Annotated in this window: 27 protein-coding genes and 1 pseudogene; 14 read left to right on the forward strand and 14 right to left on the reverse strand. The window is 72.0% G+C overall.

All coding sequences use genetic code 11. The features are described from left to right. Nucleotides 1–384: 384 nt before the first annotated feature. The 4 genes from E6J59_15630 to E6J59_15645 all read right to left on the reverse strand — a co-directional run bounded on the left by E6J59_15630 (nt 385) and on the right by E6J59_15645 (nt 3715). Complete coding sequence (locus E6J59_15630; GenBank protein TMB17674.1) at nt 385–1851, reverse strand: VWA domain-containing protein; 1467 nt, start codon at nt 1849–1851, stop codon at nt 385–387. A 35-nt stretch (nt 1852–1886) separates the two neighbouring features. Further along, entirely contained in the window at nt 1887–2486 is a 600-nt protein-coding gene (locus tag E6J59_15635) for a pilus assembly protein (GenBank protein TMB17675.1), read from the reverse strand. Between the two features lie 15 nt (nt 2487–2501). Beyond that, nucleotides 2502–3029 carry a pilus assembly protein gene (locus tag E6J59_15640; GenBank protein TMB17676.1) on the reverse strand — a complete coding sequence of 176 codons (528 nt, stop codon included), beginning with the start codon at nt 3027–3029 and terminating at the stop codon, nt 2502–2504. 149 nt (nt 3030–3178) lie between these two features. Continuing rightward, on the reverse strand, nt 3179–3715 hold the full coding sequence (locus E6J59_15645; GenBank protein TMB17677.1) for a peptide deformylase: 537 nt from the start codon (nt 3713–3715) through the stop codon (nt 3179–3181). Between the two features lie 334 nt (nt 3716–4049). Between E6J59_15645 and E6J59_15650 the strand changes: the two genes are divergently transcribed. Continuing rightward, complete coding sequence (locus tag E6J59_15650; GenBank protein ID TMB17706.1) at nt 4050–4427, forward strand: isoprenylcysteine carboxylmethyltransferase family protein; 378 nt, start codon at nt 4050–4052, stop codon at nt 4425–4427. On the opposite strand, the gene E6J59_15655 is transcribed toward E6J59_15650, so the two are convergent. The 4 genes from E6J59_15655 to E6J59_15670 are packed head-to-tail and all read right to left on the reverse strand — an operon-like array spanning nt 4408 to nt 8008. Continuing rightward, nucleotides 4408–5421 carry a TIGR03617 family F420-dependent LLM class oxidoreductase gene (locus E6J59_15655; GenBank protein TMB17678.1) on the reverse strand — a complete coding sequence of 338 codons (1014 nt, stop codon included), beginning with the start codon at nt 5419–5421 and terminating at the stop codon, nt 4408–4410. The genes E6J59_15650 and E6J59_15655 overlap by 20 nt on opposite strands. A gap of 50 nt (nt 5422–5471) precedes the next feature. After that, on the reverse strand, nt 5472–6455 hold the full coding sequence (locus E6J59_15660; protein ID TMB17679.1) for an inorganic phosphate transporter: 984 nt from the start codon (nt 6453–6455) through the stop codon (nt 5472–5474). A 27-nt stretch (nt 6456–6482) separates the two neighbouring features. After that, complete coding sequence (locus E6J59_15665) at nt 6483–7139, reverse strand: DUF47 domain-containing protein (protein TMB17680.1); 657 nt, start codon at nt 7137–7139, stop codon at nt 6483–6485. Between the two features lie 47 nt (nt 7140–7186). After that, on the reverse strand, nt 7187–8008 hold the full coding sequence (locus E6J59_15670; protein ID TMB17681.1) for a polyphosphate kinase 2 family protein: 822 nt from the start codon (nt 8006–8008) through the stop codon (nt 7187–7189). Between the two features lie 93 nt (nt 8009–8101). Between E6J59_15670 and E6J59_15675 the strand changes: the two genes are divergently transcribed. Genes E6J59_15675 through sixA form a run of 5 tightly spaced genes read left to right on the forward strand, consistent with a single transcriptional unit; the run spans nt 8102 to nt 12670 of the window. Further along, nucleotides 8102–9739 (forward strand): Ppx/GppA family phosphatase, encoded by a 1638-nt coding sequence (locus E6J59_15675; GenBank protein TMB17682.1) that lies wholly within the window; start codon nt 8102–8104, stop codon nt 9737–9739. After that, a complete protein-coding gene (locus E6J59_15680; protein TMB17683.1) occupies nt 9736–10461 on the forward strand; it encodes a thymidylate kinase in 726 nt (241 codons plus the stop codon). Before E6J59_15675 ends, E6J59_15680 begins: the two co-directional genes overlap by 4 nt. After that, nucleotides 10445–11212 carry a thymidylate kinase gene (locus E6J59_15685; protein TMB17684.1) on the forward strand — a complete coding sequence of 256 codons (768 nt, stop codon included), beginning with the start codon at nt 10445–10447 and terminating at the stop codon, nt 11210–11212. The genes E6J59_15680 and E6J59_15685 overlap by 17 nt, the downstream gene beginning before the upstream one ends. Next, nucleotides 11076–12173 carry a CHAD domain-containing protein gene (locus E6J59_15690; GenBank protein ID TMB17685.1) on the forward strand — a complete coding sequence of 366 codons (1098 nt, stop codon included), beginning with the start codon at nt 11076–11078 and terminating at the stop codon, nt 12171–12173. Before E6J59_15685 ends, E6J59_15690 begins: the two co-directional genes overlap by 137 nt. Next, nucleotides 12170–12670 (forward strand): phosphohistidine phosphatase SixA, encoded by a 501-nt coding sequence (gene sixA, locus E6J59_15695; protein TMB17686.1) that lies wholly within the window; start codon nt 12170–12172, stop codon nt 12668–12670. The genes E6J59_15690 and sixA overlap by 4 nt, the downstream gene beginning before the upstream one ends. A gap of 7 nt (nt 12671–12677) precedes the next feature. Here sixA and E6J59_15700 read toward each other — a convergent pair whose 3' ends face one another. Continuing rightward, nucleotides 12678–12935, reverse strand: coding sequence for a hypothetical protein (locus tag E6J59_15700; GenBank protein TMB17687.1), 258 nt, complete (start codon nt 12933–12935; stop codon nt 12678–12680). A gap of 302 nt (nt 12936–13237) precedes the next feature. On the opposite strand from E6J59_15700, the gene E6J59_15705 reads away from it, so the two are divergent. Then, entirely contained in the window at nt 13238–14056 is an 819-nt protein-coding gene (locus E6J59_15705; GenBank protein ID TMB17688.1) for a GNAT family N-acetyltransferase, read from the forward strand. After that, nucleotides 14040–14804 carry a 1-acyl-sn-glycerol-3-phosphate acyltransferase gene (locus tag E6J59_15710; protein TMB17689.1) on the forward strand — a complete coding sequence of 255 codons (765 nt, stop codon included), beginning with the start codon at nt 14040–14042 and terminating at the stop codon, nt 14802–14804. Before E6J59_15705 ends, E6J59_15710 begins: the two co-directional genes overlap by 17 nt. 479 nt (nt 14805–15283) lie before the next feature. Here E6J59_15710 and E6J59_15715 read toward each other — a convergent pair. Together E6J59_15715 and E6J59_15720 are read right to left on the reverse strand one after the other, a co-directional pair. Continuing rightward, nucleotides 15284–15487: pseudogene (locus E6J59_15715) on the reverse strand (TIGR04013 family B12-binding domain/radical SAM domain-containing protein). A 90-nt stretch (nt 15488–15577) separates the two neighbouring features. Next, nucleotides 15578–16945 (reverse strand): hypothetical protein, encoded by a 1368-nt coding sequence (locus E6J59_15720; protein TMB17690.1) that lies wholly within the window; start codon nt 16943–16945, stop codon nt 15578–15580. Nucleotides 16946–17136: 191 nt separating this feature from the next. On the opposite strand from E6J59_15720, the gene pstS reads away from it, so the two are divergent. The 6 genes from pstS to E6J59_15750 are packed head-to-tail and all read left to right on the forward strand — an operon-like array spanning nt 17137 to nt 21879. Next, complete coding sequence (gene pstS / locus E6J59_15725) at nt 17137–18159, forward strand: phosphate ABC transporter substrate-binding protein PstS (protein ID TMB17691.1); 1023 nt, start codon at nt 17137–17139, stop codon at nt 18157–18159. Between the two features lie 20 nt (nt 18160–18179). Further along, nucleotides 18180–19142 carry a phosphate ABC transporter permease subunit PstC gene (gene pstC / locus E6J59_15730; protein TMB17707.1) on the forward strand — a complete coding sequence of 321 codons (963 nt, stop codon included), beginning with the start codon at nt 18180–18182 and terminating at the stop codon, nt 19140–19142. After that, nucleotides 19139–19987, forward strand: a complete 849-nt coding sequence (gene pstA, locus E6J59_15735) for a phosphate ABC transporter permease PstA (GenBank protein TMB17692.1) — start codon at nt 19139–19141, stop codon at nt 19985–19987. The genes pstC and pstA overlap by 4 nt, the downstream gene beginning before the upstream one ends. A 23-nt stretch (nt 19988–20010) precedes the next feature. Beyond that, nucleotides 20011–20793, forward strand: a complete 783-nt coding sequence (locus E6J59_15740) for a phosphate ABC transporter ATP-binding protein (protein TMB17708.1) — start codon at nt 20011–20013, stop codon at nt 20791–20793. Next, nucleotides 20793–21476: a phosphate signaling complex protein PhoU gene (gene phoU, locus E6J59_15745; protein TMB17693.1), complete on the forward strand. Its 684-nt coding sequence runs from the start codon at nt 20793–20795 to the stop codon at nt 21474–21476. The genes E6J59_15740 and phoU overlap by 1 nt, the downstream gene beginning before the upstream one ends. 1 nt (nt 21477) lies before the next feature. After that, entirely contained in the window at nt 21478–21879 is a 402-nt protein-coding gene (locus E6J59_15750; GenBank protein TMB17694.1) for an arsenate reductase ArsC, read from the forward strand. Nucleotides 21880–21895: 16 nt separating this feature from the next. Here E6J59_15750 and E6J59_15755 read toward each other — a convergent pair whose 3' ends face one another. The 3 genes from E6J59_15755 to E6J59_15765 are packed head-to-tail and all read right to left on the reverse strand — an operon-like array spanning nt 21896 to nt 25600. Continuing rightward, complete coding sequence (locus tag E6J59_15755) at nt 21896–23080, reverse strand: acyl-CoA dehydrogenase (protein TMB17695.1); 1185 nt, start codon at nt 23078–23080, stop codon at nt 21896–21898. A gap of 14 nt (nt 23081–23094) precedes the next feature. Then, nucleotides 23095–24960 carry a PAS domain-containing protein gene (locus E6J59_15760; GenBank protein ID TMB17696.1) on the reverse strand — a complete coding sequence of 622 codons (1866 nt, stop codon included), beginning with the start codon at nt 24958–24960 and terminating at the stop codon, nt 23095–23097. Beyond that, a complete protein-coding gene (locus tag E6J59_15765) occupies nt 24884–25600 on the reverse strand; it encodes a response regulator transcription factor (GenBank protein TMB17697.1) in 717 nt (238 codons plus the stop codon). The genes E6J59_15760 and E6J59_15765 overlap by 77 nt, the downstream gene beginning before the upstream one ends. Nucleotides 25601–25680 lie beyond the last annotated feature (80 nt).

Below are 25680 nucleotides of genomic sequence, written 5' to 3' on the forward strand. Positions count from 1 at the left end.
TGGCAGGGACCTTGTCTGCGAGTACGAGTCCTCGCGAGGTTCGTTCCGTGCCTTCTGCTCCCGTCGCGGATCGCCGCTCCATCGGCGGCTCGACCCGGTCCCGTCGATTCGCGTGAGCGCCGGGACCGCCCCCCTCTACCTCGGGGCGAATCGGATCCATCTCCGGACGGTGTCGTCGGCTCCGGCGAGCTGAGCCTCCGGCCCCGAGCCCAGCCGTCGCGGCCGGGCGTGCCGGTGCGTCGTTTCCACGCCTTGGCCTGGCGCGGAGCCTGGCGGGGCGTAGCAAAGCTGCCCACGACCCGGCAGGGCGGCGTTCCGCGCGATCTTCGGCTGGCTCAGCGCATCCCTGGCCTGGACCAGGCGTCGTTCACGAATATCGCTCGCCTACTGGCTCAGGCGAAAGATCTCGTCGTGCACTTTCGAGAAGGCCAAGCTCAGCTGGTCCGGCTTGTCGGCGTAGAAGAACTGGCCGTCGAGCTGGTCCGGATTGTGATCGGGCGAGGTGGGATCGTTGGCGATGCGCTTGAGGATGGACGCCCCGGTTTCCAATCGCGAGCCCGTTCCCGCGAGCAGCAGATCTCCGAGCCCGAGCGTATAGATGCGGATCCGGTTCAACCCGTCCGTGTCGCTGCGGATCGCGTTCGCGATGGTCTCCGCCAGGTTCCGCGCTGCGTTGTTCGCGCTCCACCAGTTGTTCGGATAGCCGCCCGAGAGCGGGTCGTCGAGCGAGCGCTGGCCGGGAAGCCATAGCGGGAACGAGGTCGGAATACCGCTCGACACGTGGCTGGCGTGGTAGCTCTGCAGCGGATTCGGCAGATAGGGGATGCACGGATTTTGTTTGTGCAGGCCGCCGTTGACTCCGGAGTGGTATGCGCCACAGCGGTTGTCCGTCGGCGAGACGCACGTGACGCCCGTCGCGTACGTGTCAAAGAGGCCCTTGTCGTCGGGGTACTGCGTCGTGCTGCTGTTCCCGGGGACTTTGGGGTAGTCAGACGTGCCGATCGTGCCGAAGACGGGGTTGCGGGGCCAGAGCGAGGTGCTGCAGCCCGACGGGACCGGGCTCATCACCTGGAACTTTCCGGGGAAGGAGTTTGGCGTGCCGTCCGTGAAGAGCACCACGATGCGCAGCCCCGACTGGCTGCCATACGGGACGGCGCGGAGCTGATCCCAGGCCTCATAGAGGGCCTCCGCCGTCGCAGTCTCTCCGTTCGCCTTCGTGGCCGCGATGTCGGCGTCGATCTGAGCAGGAACGAAGCCGCGCGCGGAACCCATGGGCTCCGCAAGCGTGGTGCCAGAGGAGAACGTGATCAGCGCGATCCGATCGGCCTCCGGATCGAATTTGCCCACGAACTCCATCGCCGCTGCCTGCACGGCGGGGAAGGCCCCCAACAACGACCCCGACCGGTCGATGACGAAGGACATGTCGACCAGCCGCCGCGTGGCCGTCGCGTCGGCCGACACCGTGAGGGTGTCGAACTTGGCCATGCGCATGAAGGTCGTCGGCAGCGTGGCGGTCGAGGACACCGTGATGATGTGGGAGCCGTCCGAGCCGATATCGAACTTCAGCCCGGGCGGGTTCCGCAGGGAGCTCACACCGAGGAAGCCCGGCGGGAAGTTCGCGTTGAAGATGTTGTTGGCGACGGCCGTCGCCGTCGCGGAGTCCGCGGTGATGTTCCGGGCCGCCGCCAGGGCGGCGGCATCCACGGCCTTCGCGAGGGCGACCCGCACGAGGTATCCGCGGCCGAGATCGATGGCCAGCCCCGTGCACAGCAGGATCGGCACCAGGAAGATGCCCACGTACACCAGGGCTATGCCCTTCTCCCTCGCGTCATCCACCCTCTCGATGGTCATCCGATTGTCACCTCGTGCGCACCCGCGCGTGGCCCTCAGAAGTACGCGACCGAGTAGAGGCTGTTGGGGAGCTGGACGCCCGCGAGCGGCGTGATGTCGCGTCGCTTGAGGTAGATCTCGGCCACGTACACCGACTGGCCCTGGCGGATGGTCAGGCTGTTCGGGAGCGGGGCCCTCGCCCGTATGCTGCTGTCACGAAGATCCTTTGCAGTGTAGGTCGGACCTGCACCGTACGAGGACGGCGGGGGCTCCCCGAGCACGCTCGCGCCGGTCAGCGTCCCCGCGACGTGCCGCTGGGTGATGATGGGGTCCCCCGCGGTCGGCCCTCCCGGCGGACCCAGCTCGACGACCGAGAGGATGAGCTTCGTGTCGGCGTCGAAGTCGGGGCGGGCCGAGCGGATCGCGGACTCGACGACGTCGAGGCTCTTCTCCCTCAGGGCGAGATTCGCTCCCTCTCGTGCGAGATTGATGGCGACGTACTGCTGGTAGATCAGGTATCCCACCTGGAAGATCCCGAGGATCAGGACGATCAGGAGAGAGATCGTGATGCCGAACTCGGCGAGCGTCTGGCCACGCGAGCGTCCCTTCGCCTCTCGCGTCCGCTCCGGGCCCGTGAGCGATGGTCTCCTCGACATGGAATCCCCCAGTCCTCACGAGGCGGGATAGGGCTCGTTCCTCATCGTGGCAGAGACGGCCAGGTTGATGACGCCCCCCTTGCCGACGAGCGGCCACAGCATCGGCGAGATCAGCCGGTACGGATGCGTGACCGTGACCCGGATGACGTCGTTGGGGCCGCCCGTGCCCGGCGTGTCGTGCGTGACATCGCGGAAGTCGAACTCGCTGTCGACGATCTTGAGCCCGGGCGTCGCATTGCGCATGCTGCGCATGATCGAGTCCTTGTTTCTGGTCGGGTTGGAGGCGGTGTTCGCCTGCTGTCCCGTCACCGCGGACCGCGTCGCTTCGGTGACCCCGTTCTGGAGGGTCATGTAGGCGAAGAAGAGCATCCCCGCGTCGATCACCGAGAACGTGAGCAGCAGAAGGAGCACGATGCCGATGGCCGTCTCGATGAGGGCCTGGCCAGGCGCCGGTCGCGGGGAGCCGGCGCGACGCGGTCGCCGGGTGCTCGTCGGGCGAGCGGAGGGCTGTGGGTCGTGGTTGCGCACGGTGTCCGTGGGCACGGTGCAAGTGCCATGCCCTCTGGGGGGGGCGGACGCGGCTCGGTAGCCGCGTGCAGCACGGACGCCGCGCCGGCCCGGGGCTAGGGCCTCGAGTTCACGTGTTCACGTGCGCTGTGCCCGCGGGTTCCCATCCCGTCGAGGGCGCGGGGCTACCGCCGTGTGAGCCAGTAGCGCTGGAACTCGGGCAGGAAGGTGAGCGTCTCCAGGGACCGCATCCGGTCGAGGTACACCTTCCCGTCCAGGTGGTCGCACTCGTGCTGCACCACGCGGGCGTGGAAGCCCTCGGCCGTGAAGCGGACCGCCTTGCCGTCGCGCCCGTAGCCCTCGACCCGCACGCGCGTGAAGCGCGGCACCTTGCCGCGCAGGTCGGGCACGCTGAGACAGCCCTCCCAGTCCTCCTCCTGGTCCTGCGTGAGCGGGGTCAGCCTGGGGTTGATGAGGACGGTGGGCGGGACCGGCTCCGCATCGGGGTAGCGCGGGTTCGACTCGACGCCGTAGATGACGATGCGGCGCGAGACGTGCACCTGGGGCGCGGCGAGGCCCGCGCCGTCGTGGTCGCCCATGGTCTCGAACATGTCGTCGATCAGGCGCTGGATCTCGGGCGCGCCGATCGCCTCGGGAGAGACCGGCTCGGCCACCTGCCGGAGGATGGGGTGGCCCAGCCGCGCCACCTTGAGGACCGCCATCCCTCCTCGTGTCGCAGATCGGCGCGGGAGCTGCAAACGCGAGTTTGCGAGCCCGTGAGCGCGCCGCTACGATCGCCGCACGCCGCTCCCCACCGCATCCGTCGCGGACGCGCTGCTCGCGGCCGCCTGGGCTCTGCTCGTGCTCGACGGCGTCTGGCAGACCCGCCGCGAGCACGCGGCGCGCGCGCGGCTCGGGCCGGTCGTGCTGCGCTCCTGGCAGCCGTCGGTGGCGGCCGGCCTGGCGGTGCTGGTGACCACGCTCGCGGGCGCCGCGGTGCTCGAGCGGGCGCTCGGGCGCTTCGCGTTCCGGCCCGGCGCCGCGCTCCTCGGCCTCATGCTCGCGAGCGCCGGCGTCGTCCTGCACGGCTGGGCACGGCGGACGCTCGGGCCGATGTGGTCGGGCGTGGTCCAGGTGCGCGCGCAGCACGTGCTCGTCGAGCGCGGGCCGTACCGCCTCGTGCGCCACCCGATCTACCTGGCCGGCCTCCTGCTCGCCGCCGGCTCGTTCCTCGCGCATCCGTCGCCCGCGAGCGCGTGCCTCGGGGGCGGCTTCGCCGCCGGCGTGGTGCTGAAGGCGTGGCTCGAGGAGCACGCGCTGCGCGGCGTGCTCGGGGAGGAGTACACGCGCTACGCGGCGCGCGTGCCGGCGCTGATTCCGTGGCCGCGCGCGCCCCGCCACCTGCGCCGAGCGGTCAGCGGCACGCCGCGATGAGCCGGCGCCAGAGCTCGTCGTCCGTGCCCGGCCGGACCGGCGCGTAGAACCCGAGGCGGTCGATCACGCCGCCGTACTTCTTCTTGAGCAGCCCGGGGATCTCGTCGTAGGTGCCCTCGACGGCGTAGACCTCCAGCATCTCGTCGGTGATGAGCGAGGCCATGCCGGCCCAATCGCCCTGCGCGGCCTTCTCGTTCAGGCGGTAGCAGGTCTCGCCCCAGCCGTGCGCCTCGAGGACGCCGATGTACGTGCGGGTCGAGGCGTAGAAGGAGATCTGCTGGCGCACCGGCGCCCGCGCCCGCTCGATCTCGTCGCGGCTCTTGCCGGCGATGACGAACGCGGTGGTGGCGAGCGCCACCTGCTCGCTCCTGCGGCTCGCCTTCTCGAGTCCGGCCTCGACGTTCGGCAGCACGCTCTCGCGGATGAACTTCATCGAGTGGAAGGGATGGATGTGGAAGCCGTCGGCCAGCTCGCCGGCGAGCCTGCACACGTAGGGGTTCAGGCCCGCGATGTAGAGCTGGGGCAGCGGGCAGTCGAGCGGCGCGGGGCTGAAGAAGGGCGTCATCAGGCTGAACCGGTAGTACTTGCCCTCGAACCCGGGCCGCGTCCCGTGCTGCCACACGTCCCAGATGTGGCGGATCAGCTGGATCATCTCGCGCAGCCGCGGCCCCGGCGCCAGCCACGGCGTCGAGTAGCGGCGCTCGTTGTGCCCCTTCACCTGCGTGCCGAGCCCGAGGACGAAGCGGCCGCGCGAGGCGGCCTGCAGGTCCCAGGCGACCTGGGCGTGGACGAGCGGGCTGCGCGGGAAGGCGACCGCGATGTTGGTGCCGATCGTGATGCGCTCGGTCGCCGTCGCGGCGAACGCCGCGGGCAGGTACGGGTCGTGCCCCGCTTCCGCCGTCCACAGGCCGTCGTAGCCGAGCCGCTCGACGTGCGCCGCGAGCCGGGCCGCGTCGCGCAGGTCGGTCGTCATGAGGCCGCCGTCGATCTTCATGGCCGCCCCCTAGTCAAGTCGCGAGCGTCCGGTCAAGTACGCCCACGTGATCAGCCGAGCCGGAAGGGCAGGTAGATGAGGGCGGACATCGCCGCCGTGCACGGGATGGTCAGGATCCACGCCAGCACCACGCTCTGCGCCACGCCCCAGCGCACGGCCGAGAAGCGCCGCGTGCTGCCGACGCCGACGATCGCGCCCGTGATGGTGTGCGTCGTGCTCACCGGGATGCCGAAGGTGGCCGAGCCGAGCAGCGCGATGGCGCCCGCCGTCTCGGCGCAGAAGCCGCCGACCGGCTGGAGCGCCGTCAGCCGCATGCCCATGGTGCGCACGATCCGCCAGCCGCCGAACGCCGTGCCGAGCGCGATCGCCGCGTGGCAGATCAGGATGACCCAGAACGGCACGTAGAACTTCTCGCCCAGGTAGCCCGAGGTGAAGAGGAGCACGGCGATGATGCCCATCGTCTTCTGCGCGTCGTTGGTGCCGTGCCCGAGGCTGTAGCCGGCGGCCGAGACGAGCTGGAGCCGCCGGAAGGCGCGATCGATCGTGGCCGGCGTGGCCCGATAGACGAGGCGGATGATGACCAGCATGAAGAGCGCGCCCAGGAGGAAGCCGACGAGCGGGGAGACGACGATGAAGACGACGACCTTCACCAGCCCCGCCGGCAGCAGCACCCCGAAGCCGGCCTTCGCGATCCCGGCGCCGGCGAGGCCCGCGATGAGCGCGTGCGAGGAGCTGCTCGGGAGCCCGTAGCGCCAGGTGATCAGATCCCAGAGGAAGGCGCCCACGAGCGCCGCGAAGATGACCGCGTGGTCCACCACCTCGGGGGAGACGATCCCCCTCCCCACCGTGGTCGCCACCGCCACCCCGAAGCCGAAGGCCGCCACGAAGTTGAAGAACGCCGCCCACGCCACCGCCGCACGCGGCGTGAGCACCCGGGTCGAGACGATGGTGGCGATCGAGTTGGCCGCGTCGTGGAAGCCGTTCATGAAGTCGAAGGCCAGCGCGACGAGGATGAGGAGGACGAGGACGAGCATGCCGGTGAGCGAAGGCCGGCGCGCCGCTCAGGCGTACTCGAGTGCCACGCCTTCGATCACGTTGGCGACGTCCTCGCAGCGATCGATCGCGTTCTCCAGGTAGTCGTAGATCTCCTTCCACTTGACGACGTGGATGGGATCGGCGCCCTCGCGGAAGAGGCGGGCGACCGCGCGCCGCAGGAGCTGGTCGCCCAGGTTCTCGAGGCGGTTGATCTCCGTGCAGTGGGCGAGGAGGCGCGGCCGGTCTTTCAGGTCGCGCAGCGTGCCCACGGCCGCTCCCATCTCCACGACCGCCTTCTTCAGCACCTCTGCCAGCTCGCGCGCCTCGGGCTCCATGGTGCGGATGCCGTAGAGCGCGATGCGCTCGGCCGAGGCCTCGATCAGGTCGAGGACGTCGTCCATGCGCGAGATGAGCTCGTGGATGTCGCCGCGGTCGATGGGCGTGATGAAGGTCTGGTGCAGGCGCTCGATCACCGTGTGGGTGATCTCGTCCCCCTGGTGCTCGACGGCCTTCACCCGGACCGCCTGCTGCTCGGGATCGGCGCCGTCGTGGAGCACGGCGGCCAGGAGCTCCGCCGCCTCGCGCGCGCGCTCGGCGTGCTGCTCGAAGAGGTCGAAGAACTGCTCGCCCCCGCTCGCCGGAAGGAGGCGCGCGAAGAACCCCTTGTGCGGCGCCGTCGCCATGCTCGAGTCCGGCCCATAGCACGGCGACCTCGGCTGCTCCAGCGGGGTCAGCGCCCACCGAGCGCCGCCCGCAGCCGGCGCGTCTGGGCGGGCGAGAGCGCGGGGGGCGGGTAGTGGCTGTCGAGCCCCTCGAGCGCGGCGACCAGCGCCGACGCGACCGCCAGGTTGCGATACCACCGGTGGTCGGCCGGGATCACGTACCAGGGCGCGGGCCGCGTGCTGCAGCGCGTGAGGAGCTTCTCGTAGGCCGTCACGTACCGGTCCCAGAGCGCCCGCTCCTTCAAATCGCCCGCCGAGAACTTCCAGTACTTGCCCGGGTCGGCCAGGCGCTCGAGGAGCCGGCGGCGCTGCTCGCCCTTGCTGATGTGGAGGAAGAACTTCAGGATGAGGGTGCCGTTCTCGGCGAGGATGCGCTCGAAGCCGTTGATCTGATCGTAGCGCTGGCGCACGACCGCGCGCGGCACGGTGCGATGCACGCGCGGCACCAGCACGTCCTCGTAGTGCGAGCGGTTGAAGATCGTGATGTGCCCGCGCCGCGGGGCGGCGCGGTGCGCGCGCCAGAGGAAGTCGTGCGCGGCCTCCTCCTCGGTCGGCACCTTGAAGGGGACGACCTCGCAGCCGCTCGGGTTGACGCCGTTCATGACGTGCTTGACGGTGCCGTCCTTGCCCGACGTGTCCATGCCCTGGAGCACGACCAGCACCGCGTGGCGGCGTTCGGCGTAGAGTACGTCCTGGAGCTTCGCGAGCCGCGCGATGTCGCGCCCGAGCTTGGCGCGCGCCGCGCCCTCGTCGGCGTGCTTGCCGGTGTCGGCGGGGTCGATCCGATCGAGCCGGACGCGGGTGCGGGGCGGGACGCGATGATGGGCCATGGCGGCGGGCTATATCCGCCTGCCGTTCAGTCGGGCAACTGTGCACGGGTCGCGCATCCTGTTATGAGGGCGTGACACCGGGGTTACGGCTCGATGACGAGCGGCCATCTGCGGGCGCATCCGATGACAGACGGGACGAGGCTCGCTAGAGTGTCGTCCGTGCGGCTCGCGGCGATCGACGTCGGCTCGAACTCCGTCCACCTCGTGGTCGCTGACGTGAGCGCCGACGGGCGCGTCGAGGTCGTCGACCGGGTGAAGGAGATGGTGCGCCTGGGGCGCCGCACCTTCACCACCGGCCGGCTCCCGCGCGCGGCGATGGATCTGGCCGTGGGCGCGGTGAAGACCTTCGCGCGCCTCGCGCGCGCGCGGCGCGTGGTGCGCGTGCGCGCGGTGGCCACCAGCGCGGTGCGCGAGGCGCGCAACGGTCTCACGTTCGTGCGCCGCCTGCGCCGCGAGACCGGGCTGCCCGTCAAGGTCATCACCGGGGCCGAGGAGGCGCGCCTCATCTTCCGCGCCGCGCAGCACGCGCTCGGGCTCCACGGCGGCCCCCATCTCCTCCTCGACCTGGGCGGGGGGAGCGTCGAGCTCGTGCTCGTGCACGAGGGCCGCCCGCTCTGGTTGCGCAGCCTGCCGCTCGGCGCCGCCCGCCTGACGGAGCGCTTCCTCGCCGGCGACTCGCCCACCGCGCGCCAGGTCGAGCGCCTGGAGAAGCACCTCAAGCGCGAGCTGGGCCCGCTCCTCACGTCGGCCCGCCACGCCGGCGTGGCGCGCGTGATCGGCACCTCGGGGACCGTGAACACGCTGGTCGCGATGGCGGCGGGCGCGCGCGGGCAGGATCCGGCGCGGCTCCACGGCGCCCACGCGACGGCGCGCGAGGTCACCCGCGTCCGCCGGCGCGTGCTCGCGCTCCCGGCCGGCCGCCGGGCGGAGCTCCCCGGTATGGACGCAAAGCGCGTCGACCTCATGCCAGCGGCGGCGGTTCTCGTGGACCTCGTGCTTGCCCGCACGGGCGCGCCGCAGCTGATGGCGTGCGCTTGGGCCCTGCGCGAGGGCGTGCTGCTCGACCTGGCCGGCGTGCGCCGGGATCCGATGGCGGGGGCGGAGTACGACCGCCAGCGCGCCGTGGAGGCCCTGGCGGCGCGCTTCGTGGGGGCGAATGCGCACGGCCGCCACGTGGCGCGCCTCGCGCTGGCGCTCTTCGACGGCACGGCCGCGGCGCTCGGTCTGCCCGCGACGGCACGCGAGCTCCTCCACCATGCCGCCCTCCTCCACGACATCGGGCACGCGATCGAGCACAACCGCCACCATCACCACTCGTGCTATCTCATCCGCAACGCGGAGCTCGTCGCCTTCGACCCGCTCGAGATCGAGATCATGGCGCAGGTGGCGCGCGGCCATCGCAAGCAGATCCCGAAGCTCGCCGACCCGGAGCTGCGGGTGCTGCCCGGCGCGGCGCGGCGGGTGGTACGCGCCCTCGCCGCGCTGCTGCGGACGGCCGACGCGCTCGACCGCACGCAATTCGGGGTGGTCCGGCGGCTCGCTGTCACGCTCTCGCGCGCCCGCCTGGTGATCGAGGTCGAGGCGGACGGCGACGAGGCCGAGCTCGACCTGTGGGCGGCCGACCGCCGGGCGGAGCTGCTCGGGCGGCTGCTCGACCGGCCGGTGGTGCTGCGCCGCACGCGCCGTGGCGCAGCGGCGCTCCCCCAGCTGCGCGCGAGCGGAGCGTCATGAGCGTGGGTGGCCGCGCGAGCGCCCTCACCGAGCCGCATCCCTACCCGGGCCGGCTCATCACGGTGGAGGGGATCGACGGCTCGGGGAAGTCGACCCAGCTCCTCCTCCTCGACCGCTGGCTCAGCGCGCGCGGCTTCCCCGTCCGCTTCACCGAGTGGAATTCTTCGCGTCTCGTCCGGCGGGCCATGAGGCGAGGCAAGAAGAAGGACCTGCTCACGCCGACTACCTTCAGCCTCCTGCACGCGGTCGACTTCGCCGACCGCCTCACCTACCAGATCGTCCCGCCGCTCAAGGCGGGCATGATCGTGCTCGCCGACCGCTACGTCTACACCGCCTTCAGCCGCGACGTGGCGCGCGGCGTCCATCCGGCATGGGTGCGCGCGGTCTACAGCTTCGCGCCCCGGCCGGACCTCGCGCTCTACTTCCGGGTGCCGATCGAGGTCTCGCTCGACCGCCTGCTCGGCGGGCGGGCGAAGCTCAAGTACCACGAGGCCGGCATGGACCTCGGCCTGGCGCCCGAGCCGGTGCAGAGCTTCCGCCTCTTCCAGAGCCGCGTCCTCGACATCTACGATCGCCTGGCGGAGGAGTTCGAGCTGCGCGTGATCGACGCGACGGGCGACATCCCGACCCAGCAGAAGGTGGTCCGGCGCATGGTCCAGGAGGTGCTGCGCGGCTACGCGCGCCCGCCGGCGGTCGAGAGGGCCAATGGCGCGCGGGGCTAGGCGCGGCAGGCGGTGGTACGGCGACGGCCTCCCCTACCTCAAGACGGGGCCGCTGCCCGGACACCTGATCGTCATCGAGGGCACGGACGGGGTCGGGCGCTCGACGCAGATCGAGCTCCTGCGCCCCTGGCTCGAGCTCGAGGGCTGGGCGGTGAGCAACACGGGCTGGACCCGCTCGCCGCTGCTCTCCGACACCATCAACGAGGCCAAGGCCGGCCACGAGCTGACCGTCGTCACCTTCAGCCTGCTCTACGCCGCCGACTTCGCCGATCGCCTCGAGCACCAGATCATCCCCGCGCTGCGCGCCGGCTTCATCGTGATCGCGGACCGCTACATGTACAACGCCTTCGCGCGCAACACGGTGATGGGGGCCGACCCGCACTGGACCCGCCAGCTCTTCGGGTGCGCGCTCATGCCCGACCTGGTCCTCTACCTCGAGATCGACGTCGACGGCCTCCTGCCGCGTGTCGTGCAGGGCAAGGGCATGGACTACTGGGAGTCCGGCATGCACCTGGCGCTCGGCAACGACATCTTCGAGTCCTTCCAGCGCTACCAGCGGCGCCTCATCGAGGAGTACAACGTGCTCGCCAGGGAGTTCGACTTCGTGACCGTCGATGCGCGCCGATCGATCGACGCCATCCAGGGCGAGCTGCGCGAGCACGTGGTCGCCTACCTCGCCGGGGCACGCCGCGCGCCGCCGTCCCCGGGCAGCGACCAGACCGCGAACCATCGCGTGCGCCGCCGCGGCTGAGATGACCGCGCTCCGCGTGCCCCAGCGGGCGGGACTCGTCCTCTCGCCCGACGACGGCGCAGCCGTCGCCGCCCGGGTCGTGGTCCGCTTTCACCTGCGCGCCTTCGCGCGCGTCGAGCCGGCCGCGCGGGCCGGCGAGGTCGAGCCGGTGCACCAGCTGCGGGTCGCCACGCGCCGGCTGCGCGCGGCGCTCCGGCTCTTCGCCCCCGTCCTGCCCGCACGCTTCGCCGCCGCGGCGCACCGCGACCTCGCCTGGCTCGCGACCGCGATCGGCGCCGTGCGCGACCTCCACGTCCTCGGCGAGACGTTGCGCAAGCAAGCGGCGCGGCTCGACCCGGAGCTGCGCCGGGCGGTCGGCCCGCTCGGCGTCGCGCTGCACGAGCAGCATGAGCGCACGCTCGCGGAGCTGGGCACGAGGCTCGACGGCAAGCGCGCCCGTCGCCTGCTCGAGCGGCTCGCCGCGTTCGCCGACTCGCCCGCCCCGGTCGGCCGTGGGCCGCGGCTGGGCGACGTCGCGGCCGACCTGATCCGCCCCCACGTGCGGGGGGTCGTGCGCGCCGGCCGCCGCCTCGGCCCTGACGCGGCACCTCCCGACCTGCATCGCCTCCGCGTCCGGGTGAAGCGGCTGCGCTACGCGCTCGAGACGCTGCGCAGCCTGGGCGACCGTTCGGTGCGCGAGGTCCTCGTACGCCTCGAGCGCCTGCAGGACACCCTCGGCAAGGGCCAGGACGCGGCCACGGCGATCGCCTGGCTGCGCGGCTACGCCGCGACCCGCGGAGTTCCGGCGGCATCGTTGCTGCCCGCCGGGGCGCTGATCCAGGCGCTGGCGCGCCGTGTGCGCAAGCAGCGCCGGCGCGGGCTCAAGGCCTGGCGGCGGTTCGAGCGCACCCGGCTCCTCGAGAGCGTGCTCAAGGAGCTGGCGGCCGAGGCGTCCCCGCCGCGGGAGGCGGCGCGCGCATGATGCTCTACGTGCTGCGCCACGGGGTCGCCGAGGAGGTCGGCCCCGAGGGCACCGACGGCTCGCGGCGGCTCACTCCGGCCGGCCGGCGGAAGCTGCGCGCGGTGGCGGCCGGCGTGCGCGGCCTGGGCCTCGCCTTCGACGCGATCCTGACCAGCCCGCTCGTGCGCGCCGCGGAGACCGCGGCCATCGTCGCGGAGGCCCTGCGCAACCAGCCCGTGCCGCGCGAGCTGGCCGCGCTCGAGCCGGGCGTCGCGCCGGTCGAGACCGTGCGCGCCCTGCGCGCCTTTGCGCGCCACGAGCACGTGGCCATCGTGGGCCACGAGCCCGGCCTGAGCGGCGTCGTGGCGCTCCTCCTGACCGGCTCGCCCGACGGGCTGAGGCTGGTCCTCAAGAAAGGCGGCCTGGTCGCCCTCGAGGTGCGCGATCCGGGGCGGGGCCGCGCCGCGACGCTGCACTGCATGCTCACGCCGCGCCAGCTCAGGCGGCTCGGGCGCTGAGCAGGCGCTACGCCGCGGCGGGAGCGGGCGACCGGCGCGCGCGCCGGCAGACGATGTGCACGCCGTACTGGCGCAGTGGCGCGAGGCGCGCGTCGACCGCCTCGAGGTCGGCCTGGTCGGCGCTCGGCGCAAGGCGGATCTCGATGCGTCCGCCCGCGCCGCGGCGGCGGACGTCGTCGACGATGAGCTCGGTCAGGTAGGGCGTCAGCGCACCGCTCCGGTAGAGGCGGCCGACCCGCACATGGATCAAAGGTGTTCTGCTCATGCGCCCGAGCCTAGTGCACGGACGTTGCGCACCCGGGTCGCCCGCATGAGGTGTTCGTGAACCCGCACGGCGCAGGGGGGGCGCACCAGGGGCGCCCCGCAGGATCTACCGTACTGAGCGAAGCGTCCCCGGTGCGTGCGTAAGGAGAGAGGACGGGGGGCGCGAACCGTAGCCCGCCCGCGTTGCTCCCCTGCGAAGGGAACATGAACAGTCGGCGTATTGCAGCCGGCGGGCCAAGGATTCACGCGCCGTTCACCGCCTCGCGACGGGGCCGCCATCCAGCCTGACGATCATGGTGGTGTATGCAGCATCCCGAGCCACGGCGCGGAGGAGGCGGCGACGGCTGCCTGGTCCGCACCTCCCAGTTCAGCGCGGGCCTCGCGTCGAGCGACCGCGAGGTCGAGGAGGGCCAGCGGCTGCGTTACCGCGTGTTCGCCGACGAGTTCGGCGCCTGCGTCCCGGGCGGGGCAAACGGCCTCGACCGCGACGACCTCGATCCATTCTGTCACCACCTCGTCGTGCGCGAGCGGCGGAGCGGCACGTTGGTCGGAACCTATCGCATCCTTCCCGCCGATCGCGCGCGGCGCGCCGGCGGCTTCTACGCGGAGCGCGAGTTCGACCTGCGCCAGCTCCGCTCCCTCCGTGCGGACACGGTCGAGGTCGGCAGGGCCTGCGTGCATCCCGACTTCCGACACGGGGCCGTGATCGCGCTCCTCTGGGCGGCGCTCCTGCGCTACCTCAACGCCTGCGAGAGCCGCTACGTCATGGGCTGCGCGAGCGTCGGACTGGGAGCGGGTCACGATACCGCCGCGGCCACCTGCGGCCGCCTGTGCGAGGAACACCTCGGACCGGCGCCCTGGCGCGTCTTTCCCTACCGCCCCTTTCCCATCCGGGGCTGGTCGCGCGAGACGGCTCACGAACCGCCGGCTCTCATCCGCGGGTACCTCCGACTCGGCGCCTTCGTCTGCGGCGAGCCCGCCTGGGACGAGGGCTTCAACACGGCGGACCTTCTGCTGCTCCTGCCGCTGTCCCGGCTAAATCCCCGCTACGCCCGCTGGCTCCTCCGCCTCGGGGAGGCGCCCGGGACGTCGCTTCACCCGCGCCATGTCCGCGCCGCGTAGGACGAGCGCGCGGCTGGCGCGACACCTGCTCGCGGTCTACGCGAGCGCCGTGCTGCGCGCGCCGCGCCTCGGGCCGGGCGAACGACGGGAGCTGGCCGCGCGCTTCGCGCGCGCGATGCTCGACGTCCTCGAGGTCCCGCTCCACGTGCGCGGGACTCCACCCGCGGGGGGACCGGCGCTGGTGGTCGCCAATCACGTGTCCTGGCTCGACATGTACGTCCTCAACGCGGTCGCCGGCGCACGCTTCGTCGCCAAGTCGGAGATGCGGGGGTGGCCCTTCTTCGGCACCATCGCCGCCCGCTTCGACACCTTCTTCATCGTACGCGGGAGCTATCGCGACGCGGCGCGCACCCGTACGGCGGTCGCGCACGCGTTCCGCGAGGGCGAGCGCGTCGCCGTCTTCCCCGAGGGCACCACGACGGATGGGGCGACCGTCGGCCGCTTCTACCCTGCCCTCTTCCAGGCGGCGATCGACAGCGGCGCGACCGTACAGCCGGCCGCGCTCCGGTATCGCGATGCGCACGGGCGCCGCAGCCCGGCGCCCGTCTTCGTGGGCGACACGACCCTGCTCGCGTCGGTCGCGCGGGTCGTCCGCGAGCCGGCACTCTCGGCCGAGGTCGCCTTTGGGCCCCCGCTCGACCCGGTGGGCCGTACGCGGCGGGAGCTGGCGGAGGAGGCCCGACGCTGGATCGTGGCAACGCTCGGCATCGGCGACGAAGCCCGGGCCACCCGACGCGTCGCCGCCTGATCTTCCTCGGAGCCTTGTGCGCCGGCCGCACTCCTGCTCTTCTGCCCGGCGCGTGGAACGACGACTGGTGAGCGTGCTCCTGGCCGCGGCGGCGCTCGGCGCGGGCTGCGCCGGCCTCCGCCGTCCGCTGGCCGTCGACCCCGACGCCAACTTCGCCGCGCACCGCGAGCACGGCGGCCTGGTCGTCGACCGCCTCGGGCCGGGACGCGCCGGCGAGCTGCGGCCGGCACGTTGGGTGCGGCTGCCGGGCGACCCCACCTTCGTGCTCGAGGCCGATGGCGAGCGGATCGCCGCGCTCTGGGTTGCGGGCCAGCGTGTGGTGGTCCGGCGCGCGCCGGCGGAGGACGCACCGGTGGTGGGCGAGATCGACCCGGCGTGGGACGCCGGTGCGATCCGCCTCGTCATCCGCGCCGCGGACGGGTCGTCGCTTCGCACCGACCCCTTCGCCCGCAAGGTGGCGGACACCGGTCCCGACGCGCTCACCCGAGCGAGCCAGACGGTGATCGACGTCCGGGGAACGTACCAGGCCGCGCTACGCGATGCGAAGGGCGCGCCCGTGGGATGGCTCCGGGTCCGCGTCGGGCCCTACCTGCCCGCGCCCCGCATCTTCGAGGGCGTGCTGCCGGCCGCCGTCGATCCCGCGCTGTCGGCTGCCGCCGCGGTCGCGCTCGACGCCGAGATCGACTGGATCGAGGCGCACACGCTCGACGTCTACCGCGGCGACGGGGGCGGCGGGCTCGAACGCTCCGTCCCCGCGCGCCGCTGAAGGCGTGCTAAAACTTCACCTGCGCGTCGAGCTGGAGGCGCGTGAGCGTCGGGTTCGTCATCCCCGTGGGCCGGTTGATGAAGTTCGTGAAGTGACTCCGCACCGTCACCGTGAGCGGGTTCAGGAGCTGGTAGTTGATCTCCGCCACTGGCCCCTCGAGGTTCGTGCCGCCCGTGCCGAAGTCGTCGTAGGTGAAGGAGGAGATGGTCGACTCCTGGCCGATGTGCTCCCAGTAGCCGGTGACCGACCAGTCGCCGCGCGTCTTCGTCTGCCCGAGGGTGAGGCCGGCCATGACGCCGTGCGCGTCGTCCGTCGCGGCCAGCCAGTTGTAGACGTAGTCGGTGAACGCCCTGAGCGGCTGCGTGCCGATCAGGTTGGGCCAGGTGGCGGCGAGCATGGCGTTCGACTGGTTGAAGGCGCCCTTGTAGCCCGTGATCGTCGCCTTGCCGCCGACGGTCTGGGTGGTGACGAGGTTCGTGTTGATGAGGGCGGTGTTGGTGTTGAGCGCCTGCGCGATCTGGTCGGCATTGAGCCACCAGTACTGCCCGAGGCCGGCTTCGAGCTGGAGGTTCCCGAAGTGCATGCTCGGGTTCACCTGGCCCCCGAACATCCAGCCGTCCTGGTTGTTCGAGACCTCGTTGAAGGTCCACTCGAGGGCGTGCACCTTCACCTGATCGAGGGCCCCCATGGGCCGCGAGAGCAACGTGAAGGTCTCGCTCGCGCCCTCGGGCGCGAGGTCGTCGTCGAACACGAGCTGCCCGACGCGGAAGATGGGGTTCGGGAACTTGCCGGCGGTGATGGACGCGACGCCCGGGCGGATGCCGAAGCTCGCGCCGGGCGTGAAGGTGAGGAACGCCCAGTCGAGGTTGAAGTGCTTGCGGGTGAAGCCGCCGCTCAAGGTCTCGTTGTAGGATACGGGGCTGTTCGGATCGCCCGTCGCGCCGCGGATGGTGGCCGAGATCTCGTCGCTGAAAGCCACCTTCACGCCGAGGCGCGCGCGGATGCGCTCGCGGTTGCGCGCGGTCACGAGGGTGCCCTTCTTGTGCGGCTGGTGGTAGAAACCCTCGTGCCGGTATCGCACGTCGCCGAAGACGGTGGTGCGCTTGAGCCAGTCCGGCAGCTCGACCGCCTTCTTCGCCTCGGTGGTCGCCGTCTTGGTCTCCTCGGCCGTCTGCTCGACCTGCTTCTGCGTCGCCTGGCCGATTGCCTTCTGCTGGTCGAGCTGGCGGTGCAGCTCCCTCAGTTCGTCCTCGGTCTTCCGGAGCGTCTCCTCCAGCTGCCGGAGCCGCTTCTCCGTGGGGGTCTCGGCGCCCCCGGAAACGGCAACCGTCAGCAGCACCGCGACGACTGCACCGACCAGTCCGCGCTTCATCATCGCCCCTCCCTGAGGTTCGGTCTCCGCACCCCACTGGCTGAAAACTGCCCGCCAGTCGAGGGGGGCGCGCGCCCACGGACGAGATTTCTACGCCTTTTCTCGGTCTCGTAACGTGGCCGTCACATTCGCCCGGGAGACTGTCACGAGCATACGCTGGATTGCCGGCGGGCTCCCGAAGCGAAGGAGGACGAATGCGACGACGCTGGTGGTTCGCCGGACTTCTCGCCCTCGGCCTGGCACAGCTCGCGCACGCCGCGACGCTCGTGACCGGCGCGGGTGCGACCTTCCCCTACCCGCTCTACTCGAAGTGGTTCGACGAGTTCCACAAACGCAACCCCGACCTCCAGATCAACTACCAGTCGATCGGCAGCGGCGGCGGCATCCGCCAGGTGCTCGAGGGCACCGTCGACTTCGGCGCCACCGACGGCCCCATGAGCGACGAGCAGCTCAAGTCGGCGCCGGTGCCGATCCTCCACCTGCCGACCGCGCTCGGCGCCGTCGTGCCGACCTTCAACCTGCCCGGGGTGGAGCGCATCCGCTTCACGCCCGAGGCGATCGCGGGCATCTTCCTCGGCAGGATCACGCACTGGAACGACCCGGCGCTCGCGACGGAGAACCCGGGCGTCGCGCTCCCCGCGGCCCCGTTCGTCCCCATGCACCGCTCCGACGGCAGCGGCACGACCTACATCTTCACCGACTACCTCGCGAAGGTGAGCCCCGAGTGGCAGCAGCGCGTCGGCCGCGGCACCTCGGTCAACTGGCCGGTCGGCCTCGGCGGCAAGGGCAACGAGGGCGTGGCCGGCCTGGTCAAACAGACGCCCAACGCGATCGGGTACGTCGAGCTGATCTACGCCGTGCAGAGCAAGCTCCCCTACGGCGACGTCCGCAACCGGAGCGGGAAGTTCGTGCAGGCGACATTGGAGAGCGTGACGGCGGCGGCCACGGCCGCCGCCGAGAAGATGCCGGAGGACTTCCGCGTCTCGATCACCGATCCGGCGGGCGCGGATGCCTATCCCATCGCGAGCTTCACCTGGCTGCTCGTCCCGACCCGCATCAAGAACGCGGACAAGGGCGCGGCGATCAAGAAGTTCCTCGCCTGGATGCTGGCCGACGGGCAGCAGCTCGCTGGTCCGCTCAACTACGCGCCGCTGCCGGCGTCCGTGGTCGCGCTCGAGCAGAAGGCGCTCGCCACGATCCAGGCCGGAGGGTTCTAGCCACGGGCCGCGCCGCTCTCCTGTCCTCTCCCGCCGTCCGCCTCGCGGCGGCCCGGCCACGCCGCCCGAGACGGCTCGGCGATCCGGCGTTTCGCGCCCTCTCGCTCGCCTTCGCGCTCTCGGTCATCGCCATCGCCGGCACCATCGCCGTCGTGCTGCTGCGCCGCTCGGCGCTGGCGCGGGCGGCCTTCGGGCTGGGCTTCCTCTGGACGTCGACGTGGGACCCGGTCGCGCTCCGCTTCGGGGCCCTCCCCTTCATCTACGGGACGCTCGCCACCACCGCGATCGCGATCACGATCGCGCTCCCGCTCGGCCTCGGCGCCGCGGTCTGCCTCGCCGAGCTCATGCCCCGGCGGCTCGCCGACCCGCTCACCTTCCTGATCGAGCTGCTGGTCGCCGTGCCGAGCGTCATCTACGGCCTGGTCGGCGTATTCGTCCTCGTGCCGGCGATCCGTAGCGTCGAGCAGGCCGTCGCGCCCGTGCTCGGGTCCATCCCGCTCTTCGCGGGACCCGCCTACGGCGTGGGGCTCCTCGCGGCCGGCATCCTCCTCGCAGTCATGATCGTCCCGTTCATCGTCAGCGTGTCGCGCGAGGTCCTCCTCGCGGTGCCGCAGACGCAGCGCGACGCAGCCCTGGCGCTCGGGGCCACGCGCTGGGAGACGGTGCGCGACGTGGTCGTCCCCTACGCGCGCTCGGGCATCCTGGGCTCGGTCTTCCTTGCCCTGGCGCGCGCGCTCGGCGAGACCATGGCGGTGACCATGGTGATCGGCAACCGTCCCGAGCTCGCCGCCTCGCTCTTCGCGCCCGCCTACACGATGGCCGCCGTGCTCGCCAACGAGTTCACCGAGGCGACGGACGACGTCTACCTGGCCGCGCTGGTCGAGATCGGGCTCGTGCTGTTCGCGATCACGCTCGCGGTGAATGCGATCGCGCGGCTCCTGATCGCCACTGTCCGGCCGGCGCCCGGCGCCGCGCGCCCATGAACGCGACCTACCGGCACCGCCGCCGCATCGAGCGGCTCATGTTCGGGGCGACGGCAGGCGCGACCGTGGCGACACTCGGTGTGCTGGTCTTCCTGCTCGGCTACATCGCCTGGCAGGGCATGAGCTCGCTCTCGTGGAGCTTCTTCACCGCGCTCCCGGCGCCCGTCGGCGAGGCGGGCGGTGGCATGGCGAACGCCATCGTGGGGAGCGCGAAGCTCCTCCTCACGGCGGCCATGGTCGGCATTCCCGTCGGCTTCCTCGGCGGCGTCTACCTCGCCGAGTACGGCCGCGGATCGCTCGCCAGCTGGGTCGGCTACGCGGCGGACGTGCTGAACGGCGTCCCCTCGATCGTGATCGGCATCACGGTCTACGCGCTCGTCGTCATCCCCATCGGCCACTTCTCGACCCTGGCGGGCGGGGTGGCGCTCGGCGTGATGATGGTCCCCGTCGCGCTGCGCTCGACCGAGGAGTTCCTGCGCCTCGTCCCCGACTCGCTGCGCGAGGCGGCGCTCGCGCTCGGCGCCCCGCGCTGGGTGACGATCGTGCGCGTCGTCATCCCCGCCGCCGGGCGCGGCATCACGACCGGCCTCCTCCTCTCGCTCGCGCGTGTCGCGGGCGAGACCGCACCGCTCCTCTTCACGGCGCTCAACAACCGCTTCTGGAGCCCGGGCTGGCTCCAGCCGACGGCGTCGCTCCCGGTCATGATCTTCACCTACGCGATCGCGCCCTACGAGGACTGGCACCGCCAGGCCTGGGCGGCGGGCCTCGTGCTCCTGGCCCTCGTGTTGGGGACCAATGTCCTCGCCCGCTTCCTCCTGCGCAGCGGAGCGGTGCGGAGCGCCTAGTGCTCGACCCCGGACTCACGCGCATCCATCCCCCGGCGGCGGCCACCGACGCGCCGATCAAGATCGCCGTGCGCGATTTGGTCGTCCACTACGGCGGCACCTGCGCCCTGGAGGCCGTGTCGCTCGACATCCCGGCGCACCGCGTGACGGCGCTGATCGGTCCGTCGGGCTGCGGCAAGTCGACGTTCCTCCGCTGTCTCAACCGCATGAACGACCACATCCCGGGCGCGCGCGTCACCGGCCAGGTGACCATCGACGGCGACCCGATCTACGGGTCTGAGGTCGATCCCGTCGTGCTTCGCCGCCGCGTCGGGATGGTCTTCCAGAAGTCCAACCCCTTCCCCAAGTCCGTCTTCGACAACGTCGCCTTCGGGCCTCGCGTGCACGGCGAGCGCGACTCCCTGTGTCTGCGCGAGATCGTCGAGCGCACACTCCGCCAGGCTGCGCTCTGGGACGAGGTGAAGGACCGGCTCGACCGCTCCGCCCTCGAGCTCTCGGGCGGGCAGCAGCAGCGACTCTGCATCGCGCGCGCGCTCGCGGTCGAGCCCGAGGTGGTGCTCATGGACGAGCCGGCCTCGGCCCTGGACCCGATCGCGACCGCCAAGATCGAAGAGCTGATCCACGAGTTGAAAAACGCCTACACGATCGTCATCGTGACCCACAACATGCAGCAGGCCGCCCGCGTCTCGGACCTGACCGCCTATTTCTACCTGGGCCGGCTGGTCGAGTTCGGGCCGACCGAGCGCCTGTTCACCAACCCCGTGCGGCCGGAGACCGAGGACTACATCACGGGACGGTTCGGCTGATGCCGCTCCATACCGACCGGGCCTTCGAGGAGCAGCTCGGCCAGCTCCGTACCGCCGTCCTCGAGATGGGCGGGCTCGTGGAGGAGCAGATCGGGCAGGCGGTGCGCGCGCTCACCCAGCGCGACGAAGCGCTCGCCCACGCCACCATCGAGCGCGACCACACCGTGAACCGCTTCGACGTCGAGATCGACGACCTCTCGCTCAAGCTGCTGGCGCTCCGCCAGCCCGCGGCGCGCGACCTCCGCCTCATCACCACCACGCTCAAGATCACGACCGACCTGGAGCGCATCGGCGACATGGCGACCCACATCGCCGAGCGCGCGATCGAGCTCGCCGCCGAGGTGCCGATCAAGCCCTACATCGACATCCCGCGGATGGCCGACGTGGCGCGCGACATGCTCCGGCGGAGCCTCGACGCCTTCGTGCGCGAGGACACCGAGCTGGCGCTGAGCGTGTGCCTCGCAGACGACACGATCGACCAGCTCCACGAGCAGCTCTTCCGGGAGCTGCTGTCCTACATGGTCGAGAACCCGGCCACGGTCAGCCGCGCCATGCGGCTCCTCTTCGTCTCCAAGTACCTCGAGCGGGTGGGCGACCACGCCACCAACATCGCCGAGATGGTGATCTTCATGGTGAAGGGGCGCTCGATCCGGCACATGGACAAGCTGCCGCGCGAACTCTGAGATGCCGCGCGCGACCGTGATCTTCGCGTGCGTCGAGAACGCCGGCCGCTCGCAGATGGCGGCCGCGCTCTTCAACGCGCTCGCCGACCCCGCGGCGGCACGCGCGGTCTCGGCCGGGACCGAGCCCGCGGAGCGGGTGCACCCGGCGGTCGAGCAGGTCATGCGGGAGCTGGGCATCGAGCTCGGCGATGCGCGGCCGCGGCACCTGACCGGCGATCTGGTCGCGCGCGCCGACGTGCTCATCACCATGGGCTGCGGCGAGGCGTGCCCGGTCGTCCCCGGGGTGCCCCACGAGGACTGGCCGCTCCCCGACCCCAAGGATGAACCCGTCGAGCGCGTGCGGGAGATCCGCGATCAGATTCGCGTGCGGGTCGAGGCACTGATCGCGCGCTCGGGCTGGTAACTCCCTCACATCGCCCTCACGCCCACGGCGCCGCACCGAACGGGTCCCGCAGCAGGCGGCGCGCGACCACCATGCGGTGTACCTCGTCCGGTCCGTCGTAGATGCGCGCGTAGCGTGCCTCGCGGTACATGAACTCGAGCGGCGTGTCGGCCGTGACCCCGAGCGCGCCGTGCACCTGGATGGCGCGGTCGATCACGTCGTGGAGCATGCGTGCGCCCCAGAACTTGATGAGCGCGATCTCGACGCGCGCCTCGCTGCCCCCGTCCATGGCGCGTGCAGCGTCCAGCGTCATCAGGCGCGCCGCCTGGATCTCGGCCGCCGACTCGGCGACGTAGCGCTGGATCTCACCCTTCTCCGAGAGGAGCGAGCCGTGCGCGAAGCGCGTGGTCGCGCGCGCGCACATGAGCTCGAAGGCGCGCTCGGCCTGGCCGAGCCAGCGCATGCAGTGGAAGATGCGCCCCGGGCCGAGCCGCTTCTGCGCGACCACGAAGCCGTGGCCGCGGCCCCCGAGCAGGTGATCGCGCGGCACGCGCACGTCGGAGAGCCGGATCTCGCAGTGCGCGCCGCCGGTGTGGCCCATGGTGGGGACCACGCGCACGATCTCGTAGCCCGGGGTGTCCGTCGGGACGATGACCGCCGAGAAGCGCTCGTGCGGCGGCGCCTCGGGCTCGGTGATGGCGAAGATGGTGGTGAAGGCCGCGCGGTTGGCGCCGCTCGTGAACCACTTGTGAGCGTTCACCACCCAGTGGTCGCCCTCGAGCCGCGCCGTCGACTGCATGAGGGTGGGGTCGGAGCCCGCCACCTCGGGCTCGGTCAAGCCGACCGAGGGATAGATGTCGCCCGCTACCAACGGCTCGAGCCAGCGCCGCTTCTGCTCCGCGGTACCGTAGAGGTGGAGCATGATCGAGTCCTGCATCGAGAGCGAGCCGACGGCGACCTGCCCCCAGTGCGAGCGGCCGATCACCTCGTTCAGGTAGACGAACGGCATGAACGGCACGCCCCCGCCGCCGATCTCCTTCGGATGGCCGAGCGCCCACAGGCCCTCGGCTTTGGCCCGCGCCTTGAGGCGCCGCGTGGTCTCGGCCGCGGCCTCGTCGTCGCGCGCGAGCACGGGCTCGGCCGGGATGACCTCCTCGTCGATGAAGCGGCGCATGCGCTCGCGCAGCGCGCGGACCTCCGGGGTGAGGCCGTACGTCGACATGGGCGATTCTCCTTCTACCGCGCGACCTCGGCTGCCGGCCGCGCCGGCGCCGCGGCGGGCCAGAGCACCCGCACCGTGGTGCCGCGGCCGACGGCGCTGGTGATGCCGAGCTCGCCGCCATGGGCCTGGACGATGTGCTTCACGATCGCGAGCCCGAGCCCCGTGCCGCCGAGGGCGCGCGAGCGTCCCTTGTCGACGCGGAAGAAGCGCTCGGTCAGCCGCGGCAGGTCCCGCGCGGGGATGCCGACGCCCGTGTCCTCGACGGCGATCTCGACCATGCCGTCGTGCTCGGCGCCGCTGGCGGCGGCCCGCACGAACACGCGGCCGCCCCCCGGCGTGTACTTGATCGCGTTGTCGACCAGGTTGATGAGCACCTGCCGGAAGCGATCCGCGTCAGCCTCGAGCGCGGGGCTGGCCGGGTCGACCTGCGCGCCGAGCTCGACGCCACCCCGCGCCGCCGTGTCGGAGAGGATCTGGAGCGCGTCCTCCACCGCGGGCGCAACGGCGACCGTGCCGAGGCGGAGCGGGCTGCGCCCCAGCTCCAGGTCGGAGAGGGTGAGCAGGTCGTCGATCAGCCGCCCGAGGCGCTCCGAGTGCCGGTCGATGACCGAGAGAAAACGCCGCCGCGCCTCGCGGTCGTCGCCCGCGGGGCCGAGGAGGGTCTCCGCGTAGCCCTTGATGGCCGTGACCGGCGTGCGCAGCTCGTGCGACACGTTGGCGACGAAGTCGCGGCGCACGACCTCCAGGCGGCGCAGCTCGGTGACGTCGTGCAGCACGAGCACGTAGCCGAAGGGCTGGCCGTCGGGGCCGCACAGCCGAGCCCCGTTCACCTGGAGGGTCGTGCGCTCGGCGCCCTCGAGCATCAGGTCGCGCGAGAGGACCGTCTCGCCCCCGGCGAGCCCGCGCAGCATCTCGCTCACCTGCGGCTGGCGCGCGACCTCGACGAGCGACCGCCCGGCGCCGTCGAGGCCCGCGGGCAGGCCGAGCAGCTCGCGCGCACGCTCGTTCATGAGCGCCACCCGGCCGACCAGGTCGGTGACCAGCACGCCCTCCACCATGCCGCGCAGGATCGCCTCCAGCCGCTCGCGCTCGACGCGCAGCGCCGCGATGGTGGCCGCCACCTCGCGCGCCATCTCGGCGAGCTGCGCCTCGAGGACGCCCAGGTCGTCGCGCCGCTCGGGCGCCAGGTAGGGCGCGGGGGCGCCGCCCGCGACGGCGCGCGCGAACGCGACCAGCCGCTGGATGCGGCGCAGCACGCGGCGCGAGAGGACGAGCGAGGTCGCGAGGCCGAGGAGCATCGCCGCGAGGAGCCCGATGACGAGGAGCCGGCGGAGATGCGCCACATTCTCCGCCACCGCCGTCAAGGGCAGCGCCGTGCGCACGACGCGCACCGCGTCGGCGCGCGTCTGCAGCCAGGCGGTGTAGAGAAGCAGCGCGCCGACCGTGGCGCTGTGGCGGACGGCCTGGCCGCGGCCCATGGTGAGGGCGTCCTTGACCTCGGGCCGATCGGCGTGGTTCTCGAGCGACTCCGAGGAGCGCGTCGACTCGCCGAGCACGCGGCCGTCCGCCGCGATCACGGTGAGGCGGACGCCGAGGTCGGCGGCGAGCTGCGCGCAGGCCACGTCGAGCGGCGCGCCGGCCGTCCACGGCAGCGCCTCCCCCGCGACGCGCGCCTCGGCCAGGAGGCGCTCGCCGAGCGTCTCGATCTGGTGCCGCTCGACCGTGAGCGCGACGTAGGGGATCGCCGTCGCGAGCGCGGCGCCGAGCGCCGCGAGCGTCGGCAGGACGAACTGGAGGACGAGCCTACGGCTCGAGCGCGTCGGGGTTGAACTTGTAGCCGACGCCGCGGACGGTGAGGATGAGCTCGGGGTTGGCGTCATCGCGCTCGATGCGTCTCCGCAGCCGGCGGACGTGGACGTCCACGGTGCGCGGCTCGACGTGCGTGTCGGGGCCCCATACGAGGTCCAGGAGCTGGAGCCGATCGTACACCCGATTGGGGTGGCGGACGAAGAACTTGAGGAGCTCGAACTCCCGCAGGGAGAGGCCGAGGCGCTCCCCATCGATGAACCCCTCGTAGGTGTCGAAGTCGAGCCGCAGGCGGCCCCGCTCGAAGATCTCGTGCGGGGCCGGGGTGTCCTCGCCGTGCGTGCGCCGGAGCACGGCCCGCACCCGCGCCACCAGCTCGCGCGGGCTGAACGGCTTGGTCACGTAGTCGTCGGCTCCGAACTCGAGGCCGAGGACCCGGTCCACCTCCGCCGCCTTGGCGGTGAGCATGATGACCGGGAGGGCGCGCGTCCCCTCGGCGGCCCGCAGGCGCCGGCAGACCTCGAGCCCGTCCATCGCCGGCAGCATCAGGTCGAGCACTACGAGCGCGGGCCGCTCGGCCACCACCACGGTCAGGGCGCTCTCGCCCGACTCCGCCTCACGGACGGCATAGCCTTCCTGCTCGAGGTGGAAGCGGACGAGCTCGCGGATGTCCTTCTCGTCCTCGACCACGAGGATCGTGCGCTTGACGCCCACGGAAACCGCCCTCAGGCTACTGGCTCATTATGACACGCCGGTGACGGGACGGTGAACTCTCGCCGGGCCCGGGCCCGGGC

It is taken from the genome of Deltaproteobacteria bacterium, from assembly GCA_005879795.1.
Classification (GTDB): Bacteria; Desulfobacterota; Binatia; order DP-6; family DP-6; genus DP-6.

What these genes read in the sequence shown, in the direction of transcription:
- E6J59_15630 (TMB17674.1), bottom strand. Translation starts at nt 1,851, where the DNA reads ATGACCATCGAGAGGGTGGATGACGCGAGGGAGAAGGGCATAGCCCTG.
- E6J59_15635 (TMB17675.1), bottom strand. Translation starts at nt 2,486, where the DNA reads ATGTCGAGGAGACCATCGCTCACGGGCCCGGAGCGGACGCGAGAGGCG.
- E6J59_15645 (TMB17677.1), bottom strand. Translation starts at nt 3,715, where the DNA reads ATGGCGGTCCTCAAGGTGGCGCGGCTGGGCCACCCCATCCTCCGGCAG.
- E6J59_15650 (TMB17706.1), top strand. Translation starts at nt 4,050, where the DNA reads ATGCTCGCGAGCGCCGGCGTCGTCCTGCACGGCTGGGCACGGCGGACG.
- E6J59_15655 (TMB17678.1), bottom strand. Translation starts at nt 5,421, where the DNA reads ATGAAGATCGACGGCGGCCTCATGACGACCGACCTGCGCGACGCGGCC.
- E6J59_15660 (TMB17679.1), bottom strand. Translation starts at nt 6,455, where the DNA reads ATGCTCGTCCTCGTCCTCCTCATCCTCGTCGCGCTGGCCTTCGACTTC.
- E6J59_15665 (TMB17680.1), bottom strand. Translation starts at nt 7,139, where the DNA reads ATGGCGACGGCGCCGCACAAGGGGTTCTTCGCGCGCCTCCTTCCGGCG.
- E6J59_15670 (TMB17681.1), bottom strand. Translation starts at nt 8,008, where the DNA reads ATGGCCCATCATCGCGTCCCGCCCCGCACCCGCGTCCGGCTCGATCGG.
- E6J59_15675 (TMB17682.1), top strand. Translation starts at nt 8,102, where the DNA reads ATGACGAGCGGCCATCTGCGGGCGCATCCGATGACAGACGGGACGAGG.
- E6J59_15680 (TMB17683.1), top strand. Translation starts at nt 9,736, where the DNA reads ATGAGCGTGGGTGGCCGCGCGAGCGCCCTCACCGAGCCGCATCCCTAC.
- E6J59_15685 (TMB17684.1), top strand. Translation starts at nt 10,445, where the DNA reads ATGGCGCGCGGGGCTAGGCGCGGCAGGCGGTGGTACGGCGACGGCCTC.
- E6J59_15690 (TMB17685.1), top strand. Translation starts at nt 11,076, where the DNA reads ATGCGCGCCGATCGATCGACGCCATCCAGGGCGAGCTGCGCGAGCACG.
- sixA (TMB17686.1), top strand. Translation starts at nt 12,170, where the DNA reads ATGATGCTCTACGTGCTGCGCCACGGGGTCGCCGAGGAGGTCGGCCCC.
- E6J59_15700 (TMB17687.1), bottom strand. Translation starts at nt 12,935, where the DNA reads ATGAGCAGAACACCTTTGATCCATGTGCGGGTCGGCCGCCTCTACCGG.
- E6J59_15705 (TMB17688.1), top strand. Translation starts at nt 13,238, where the DNA reads ATGCAGCATCCCGAGCCACGGCGCGGAGGAGGCGGCGACGGCTGCCTG.
- E6J59_15710 (TMB17689.1), top strand. Translation starts at nt 14,040, where the DNA reads ATGTCCGCGCCGCGTAGGACGAGCGCGCGGCTGGCGCGACACCTGCTC.
- E6J59_15720 (TMB17690.1), bottom strand. Translation starts at nt 16,945, where the DNA reads ATGATGAAGCGCGGACTGGTCGGTGCAGTCGTCGCGGTGCTGCTGACG.
- pstS (TMB17691.1), top strand. Translation starts at nt 17,137, where the DNA reads ATGCGACGACGCTGGTGGTTCGCCGGACTTCTCGCCCTCGGCCTGGCA.
- pstA (TMB17692.1), top strand. Translation starts at nt 19,139, where the DNA reads ATGAACGCGACCTACCGGCACCGCCGCCGCATCGAGCGGCTCATGTTC.
- phoU (TMB17693.1), top strand. Translation starts at nt 20,793, where the DNA reads ATGCCGCTCCATACCGACCGGGCCTTCGAGGAGCAGCTCGGCCAGCTC.
- E6J59_15750 (TMB17694.1), top strand. Translation starts at nt 21,478, where the DNA reads ATGCCGCGCGCGACCGTGATCTTCGCGTGCGTCGAGAACGCCGGCCGC.
- E6J59_15755 (TMB17695.1), bottom strand. Translation starts at nt 23,080, where the DNA reads ATGTCGACGTACGGCCTCACCCCGGAGGTCCGCGCGCTGCGCGAGCGC.
- E6J59_15760 (TMB17696.1), bottom strand. Translation starts at nt 24,960, where the DNA reads ATGACGCCAACCCCGAGCTCATCCTCACCGTCCGCGGCGTCGGCTACA.